The sequence below is a fragment of the uncultured Campylobacter sp. genome, assembly GCF_905371695.1.
Lineage (GTDB): Bacteria > Campylobacterota > Campylobacteria > Campylobacterales > Campylobacteraceae > Campylobacter_A.
In genome coordinates this window covers 1-6,219 of sequence record NZ_CAJPMA010000096.1, presented here as the reverse complement: position 1 = coordinate 6,219, position 6,219 = coordinate 1, and the positions used below count along the sequence as shown (strand labels likewise).

Below are 6,219 nucleotides of genomic sequence, written 5' to 3'. Positions count from 1 at the left end.
ATTTTTTTAAATAAATGGCATTATAATGACTTTGCAAATTTTAATGCAAAGGAGCTAAAATGCGTTTAATCTTTAAGGCGGTGTTACTCATGATTTTAGGTGCTACTTTAGCGGTTGCTAAGCCAACCATCTACATCCTAGCTACTGGTGGAACGATAGCAGGAAGCGGCTCAGGATCGCTTGATTCGAGCTATACTTCTGGAACTGTTACGGTCGATAAACTAATCGCAGCCGTGCCAGATATCAACAAGATCGCTACCATAAAAGGTGAGCAAATTTCAAATATCGGCTCACAGGATATGAACAATGAAGTTTGGCTAAAGCTTGCAAATAGAATCAACGAACTTCTAAACAGTGGCAAGGCTGATGGTATCGTCGTTACTCACGGCACAGATACTATGGAGGAGACAGCTTACTTTCTAAATTTAGTAGTTAAAAGCGACAAACCAGTTGTGCTTGTAGGTGCGATGAGAAATAGCGGCTCACTAAGCGCAGACGGTCCACTAAATTTATTTAACGCTGTAAACGTAGCTATTAGTAAAGATAGCGTAGGCAAGGGTGTTGTGGTCACTATGAATGATGAAATTCACGCGGCTCGTGAGGTAACCAAAACCAACACAACAGGCGTTGATACATTTAAATCACCAAACAGCGGTAAGATCGGCACAGTCTTTTATGGCAACGTAAAATACTATATGAATCCGATCAGAAAACACACAGCAAGCTCAGCATTTGACCTAGAGGGCGTAAAAGAGCTTCCAAGAGTTGATATCATCTACTCTCACGCAAATGACAACCCTGACTTTGTAAATGTAGCTGTTAAAAATGGAGTAAAAGGTATAATTAGCGCTGGCCTTGGCAACGGCAACCCTTACTTTAGCGTGCTTGACGCACTTGGCGAGGCTTCAAAAGCTGGCGTAGTGGTAGTTCGTGACTCACGTGTAGGAAGCGGCGAAACGACTATGAACGGCGAGGTGAACGACGCAAAATACGGCTTTTTAACAAGCGACAACCTAAACGCGCAAAAAGCTAGAGTGCTTTTGATGCTTGCGCTTACAAAAACAAGCGACAAAGCCAGAATTCAAGAGTATTTCTTAACTCACTAAAAAGAGGCGGCTTGGTCCGCCTTTTAAATTTAAGCTATAAATTTGATCGCTGGATCTGATTTATGGATTAAATTTTTATATTTGTTAGCTAAATTTCAAGGCTTTTTATGGACTTCTTACTCTTTTTCGTCACGCTTGCTCCTATCTCGCTAATGCCCGGTATTAACATGACCTATGCGATGAGTATCGGTATGAGCTTTGGTTATAAGTACTCGCTTATTATGATGACCGGGCAGCTTCTTTCGCTTGCTTTCGTGGCGTTTTGCTGTATGCTTGGCGTGGGCGCGGTGCTACATCACTTTGAGTACGCATTTAAGGCGCTAAATATCATCGCGGGCCTTTATATGCTCTATCTTGGCGCGATACTTCTTTTTGGCAGGGGCGAGCTTAGCATCACGAAGGTCTCGCAGCTGCCGAGCAAAAAGCAGATGTTTTTAAACGGCGCCGTGGTCTGTATCTCAAATCCTAAGGCATGGATTTTTCTCTCCGCCTTGCTGCCGACTTTTTTGGATGCGAACGATCCTTTTAGCCTGCCGCGCATACTCTCTATCACGGTTACGCTCGTTTTTATCGAGTTTTGCTCGCTAAATATCTACGCACTCGGCGGAGCTATGCTAAAGAAATTTTTACAAATACACCTAAGACTACTTGAAATTTGCACCGCCGTTATAGTCTGTGGCATCGGCATACTTTTGCTATTTAGATAAATTTAGCCTCTTTTTATATAGCTTGGCTAAAATTTGCTCGGTTTGCGCTACATTTTTGGCAAAAGGAGAAAAAGATGAAAAAATTTCTATTTATACTTACAAATCAACCATACAACGGTACCGATAATGCTTACAACGCATTAAGGCTAGCTAAAACGCTAAAAGAAAAAGGCGAAGAGGTTAGAATTTTTCTAATGAACGACGCAGTCGATCTTGCGCGAAATAGCACAAAAAAGCCGGAAAACTACGACGTAGATCTAGTAGCGATGTTAAAAGAGCTTTACGCTAGCGGTGCTATGCTAAAGGTTTGCGGTAGCTGTCAAACGAGGTGCGGTTTGCATGCAGGAGAGCCTTACTTCGAGGCTGAGGTGAAAGGCAGCATGGATATCTTGTCCGAGTGGGTTAGGCAGTGCGATCAAGCGATGACGTTTTAGAGTAGGCGAAAGAGAATTTATGAGCGTAACATTTAAGGTAAAAAATAAAAAGAAGCTTTTGGGCGGATATGAAAAGGCGCTAAGCGAGCGCGAAATTTCAGAGTTTATAGAGGGATTTTGCTTTTTTAATAGCCAAAACGACGAGCCGAGCGAGCTTTCGCTAAACGAAAACGTGATGATTGCTGGCGTATGGCAAAAGAGCGCTCGCGGCTTTGAACTAAACTATGAAGACGGCAAATATATCGTCCGAGTCTGTACTCCAAGCGGCGTTGGCGACTGGCAGACGGCGATTTTGTTTCTTTCTAAAATTTCAGCCAAAACCGGCTCGAAAATAGAGCGCGACAATAAAGAAATTTACGATAGCGAGCAAATTTTAAAATTTGATTATGAAGCCGACATAATGTGGGGACTTGAGGCTCTAAAGGAGACAAAAGAGAAAAATCAAACGCTTTATATCTCTGGCCTGGAGCGCGACGTGGCGTTTGATGCGGTTATGATAGATGAAATTTTTGCAAGCGCCGGCCCTGCGGCTAAATTCGATGAGATGATGAGGCAGGTGCAGTATCTTGACGCTTATAGCGCAAGAGAGAATTTATACGAAGATAAAGACGGTAGCGAAATTTTTGGCGCGTATACGCTTAGCGAAAATTTACCGACTATCTTGCCTTACGCTCCATCCCCTTCGTGGCAAGCGCAAGAAGTTCTAGGAGAGCGCAAGGTCTCGCGCTGGATACTTACGCTAGTAGTCGGCGTAGACGATAGGGACGCGCACGTGCTCGGCGAATGTGAATATGGCGCTTTTATGGCAAATCTGCCAAAAGAAAAATATCGCTTCATAGACGCCGCAAATATACTAGTTGAGCCGCTTAGCGAAGAAGAGATGAGAGAAATTTTTAAAAAGGCAAATGAGGCTTAGGCTTAAATTTGATAAACCGCCCGGAAATGAAAATTGCCTCAGGCTTGCTTAAAAATTTAAATCGGTTTCAAGCGCGGATTCAAACTCGTAAAAGATAGAATTTACCGGTATTGCCGCTTTTTGGCTAAATTAGGCGAAATTTTAACCCAAACTAATCTAGGCTTTGCGTGATTTGAAAAAGGATAAAAATGAAAATTTTAAAGGCTATTTTAGCGGCGGTATCGGCGGTTTGTTATCTAAACTCGACCGTTTTACCGCAAAACGACTGGAGCAAAAGAGAGCTAAAAGGCGAGGTAAAAAGCATGACGGCTACGGAGTATGAATACTCTATGGACGGCTCCGGGACGCTAGAAAATACGCGCGTAAAGCGGACGGAGTTTAACGAAAACGGCTATATAGTGCAAGAAACCGAGCATATAAACGGCGTACCGAACGGCTCGGTTTTGTTTGAGTACGGCAAAGACGGGCTAGTGCGCAAAAAGTATCAAGATAGCGCCGTTTATCTCTACGAATACGAATTTGACGGCGAAAATTTAGTCGCGACGGCCAAAGAACAGCACGTGGAGGATAAATTTTATCCCCGAATGGAGAAAATTACCTACGGCAAGGACGGCAAAATGATCGCTAGAGCGGCGTATTCGGGCGGGACGCTAGTGACGGACGATAGCTACGTCTACGACGAAAAGGGCGTTTTAACGCGGATAGAAAATAATATGGAGCTGCGCCACGGCATAGAGATAAGCTTCGAGCGCAAGCCAAACGGCGAATACGAAAAAATCACGCAAGCCCCGGGCTCAAAATGGGTTTATTACTACGCCGCAAACGGCGACGAGATGGAGTATACGTCGGTAAATTACTTCGGTTCGCAGGCAAAAATCGGGCAAATCTTGCAGTTTAAGGATATAATCAGGGACGAGCGGGGAAATTTGACGCATAAAACCTCGGTCAAATTTAAGCCCGCGGACAAATACTACGAAAACGGCGACATAACGGAAATCGGCCTATATAAAAAGCTAGAAATCAGCTACGAATACTACTAAAGTAAATTTTTGAGCTAAGGCTATTTTTCCGAAAAAATTTCGCCGTTTATTATGGATTTAACCGTTAAAAATCCGACTATCAAAATCGAAGCGACTAGAGCCGCAAAAGCGCCGACGCCTAAAACTAAGTAAAAATCGCTTTGCGTAATTTCGTAAGCTTTTAAAAACGCTATGGAGCTAGCGGCCGTCGGGAAGGTAAAAGCCCACCACGATAGGGCGAATTTGAGTTTAATAAATCTTTTATACGAAAAAAGTATAAGCGCGGCGAAAAATACGTTTATATTAAGCAGTATCGCCGCAAAAGCGTCGAATCGCTCGGTTAATTTTACGTATCCTAAAAACGCCATAGCCGGCGGCGCTAGCGTAATGACTAGCGTCGGGACGAATTTGTCGGCTAACTTATCGCAAAAGACTAGCCTGTAAAATATAACGGCGAATAAAATAATCCAGAAAAATAGCCCCAAACTAAAATAATACCAGATCGCTTGAGATTTTTCGGCTATGATCGGGATTAGCAAGTTGCCCACTACGGGGATAAACCATGCCGGATTTAGCGTCGCGATATCGAATTTTTCGTCGATCCAAAAAGAAATTACGTAAAGCGTAAAAATCGTCTGCAAGCCTAAAGCCGCGTAAAAAAGCGAGTAGTATAGTAGCGGCGCGTCTTTGTAGGCTAGAGCTAAAAGAAAAAGCGAAATAATAAATCCGCCGAAAAAATTTATCTTTATAGGGTGCGAAAATTCGGCCTTTACTTCTTCTTTAAATTTTAAAAGTTTAAAGAGGTAAAACGCCGAAAGTAGGCAAAATACCGTGCAGTCTAGCGCTCTAAGCGCCGAGAATATCTCGCCGGGCAAATCAAATATCTCGCTTAATTTCTTATAAGCCGCGCAAAGCCCTCCAAGCCCCATAGTACCGGCAAAAAGCATAATCGGAAGCGATTTTATTTTGCTTTGTGAGTCGTTTTGCTTAACGTCGTGCATTGTTTTTCTTTTCGTATTAAATTTTTATGCAATATTACCTATAATAAGGTTAAATTTTTGTAACGAAGTCACGAAAGGGCAAAATGCTAAGCGAAGAGTTAAAAGAAATTTTGCGCGAGAGGTTTACGAATAATTTCGATCTAGCAAGCGAGGATCTAAATGCGATCTTTGCTAACGCGTATCTAAAAACCGTAAAAAGGGGCGATATATTTTACTCCGGAAACGATTGCTTAGGATTTATCCTTATACTAAAAGGCGTTTTAAGGGCGTTCGTGTCGTCTAGCGCAAAGGAAATAACGATATTTAGACTAACTAAAGACGAGAGTTGCGTGCTGTGCGATACGTGTTCTATAAATTCGCTAGAAAATAAAGTAAGCGTCGAAATCGAGCAAGATAGCGAGATCATCGTTATTCCGGCGCGAATTTACAAACCTCTTAAAGAAAAATATCCGAGCATTTTAAATTTTACTCTAAAAATCGTAGCCGATCGGTTTGCCAGAATGATAAACGTTATGGAACAGGCTTTGTTTTCGCCGCTTTCGGCGCGGATTATGAATTTTTTATCCCAAAGCATCGAAAACCTAAACGAAAATTTTATAAAAATAACTCACGAAGAGCTGGCGAATCATCTAGGAAGCGCTAGAGAAGCGGTATCTAGGGTGCTAAAAGAGCTTGAGAGAAGCGGGCAAATAACGCAAAGCCGCGGCGAAATAAGGCTTGTTTCTTAAGATTCTCGTTTTAAGGTAACTTTGTTACGGAGAGAGCGGCCTTTTTTATGTAGCATTTCATAAACTCGTTTGAAAGGAGAATTTATGAAAGGACTGCAAAGAAGAGACGCTTTAAAGCTAATGGGGGCTGCGGGACTAGCCGCTGGTATGAGCGGTTGCTCGGCAACGGGCGACGAAAACGACGATATAAATTCTAAAATCGTCATAATAGGCGCGGGACTTAGCGGTATCGCGTTGGCGGCTAAACTTAGAAGAGATATGCCTAACGCCAAGGTAATTCTCGTGGATAAAGACGAGAAATTTTACTA

At 42.7% G+C, this 6,219-nt stretch carries 8 protein-coding genes; 7 read left to right on the top strand and 1 reads right to left on the bottom strand.

Features of this window, described 5'->3' with window-relative positions:
* Nucleotides 1-59: 59 nt before the first annotated feature.
* From QZ147_RS07945 to QZ147_RS07925, 5 genes are all read left to right on the top strand, one after another.
* Nucleotides 60-1,106, top strand: a complete 1,047-nt coding sequence (locus QZ147_RS07945) for a type II asparaginase (protein WP_295149042.1) — start codon at nucleotides 60-62, stop codon at nucleotides 1,104-1,106.
* A 107-nt stretch (nucleotides 1,107-1,213) separates the two neighbouring features.
* Entirely contained in the window at nucleotides 1,214-1,813 is a 600-nt protein-coding gene (locus QZ147_RS07940) for a LysE family translocator (RefSeq protein WP_295149038.1), read from the top strand.
* A 74-nt stretch (nucleotides 1,814-1,887) separates the two neighbouring features.
* Nucleotides 1,888-2,247 (top strand): DsrE family protein, encoded by a 360-nt coding sequence (locus tag QZ147_RS07935; protein ID WP_072594648.1) that lies wholly within the window; start codon nucleotides 1,888-1,890, stop codon nucleotides 2,245-2,247.
* Between the two features lie 19 nt (nucleotides 2,248-2,266).
* Entirely contained in the window at nucleotides 2,267-3,163 is an 897-nt protein-coding gene (locus QZ147_RS07930) for a DUF4299 family protein (RefSeq protein ID WP_295149029.1), read from the top strand.
* A 188-nt stretch (nucleotides 3,164-3,351) separates the two neighbouring features.
* Entirely contained in the window at nucleotides 3,352-4,203 is an 852-nt protein-coding gene (locus QZ147_RS07925) for a hypothetical protein (protein WP_103580278.1), read from the top strand.
* Nucleotides 4,204-4,223: 20 nt separating this feature from the next.
* Here the strand turns inward: QZ147_RS07925 and QZ147_RS07920 are convergent, their stop codons facing one another.
* Complete coding sequence (locus QZ147_RS07920; protein ID WP_103580277.1) at nucleotides 4,224-5,183, bottom strand: SLAC1 anion channel family protein; 960 nt, start codon at nucleotides 5,181-5,183, stop codon at nucleotides 4,224-4,226.
* An 83-nt stretch (nucleotides 5,184-5,266) separates the two neighbouring features.
* Here QZ147_RS07920 and QZ147_RS07915 point away from each other — a divergent pair, with 83 nt between their 5' ends.
* Nucleotides 5,267-5,911 carry a Crp/Fnr family transcriptional regulator gene (locus tag QZ147_RS07915; protein WP_295149022.1) on the top strand — a complete coding sequence of 215 codons (645 nt, stop codon included), beginning with the start codon at nucleotides 5,267-5,269 and terminating at the stop codon, nucleotides 5,909-5,911.
* Between the two features lie 84 nt (nucleotides 5,912-5,995).
* Nucleotides 5,996-6,219 (top strand): NAD(P)-binding protein (locus QZ147_RS07910; RefSeq protein ID WP_295149019.1); only part of this gene is annotated, 224 nt, incomplete at its 3' end.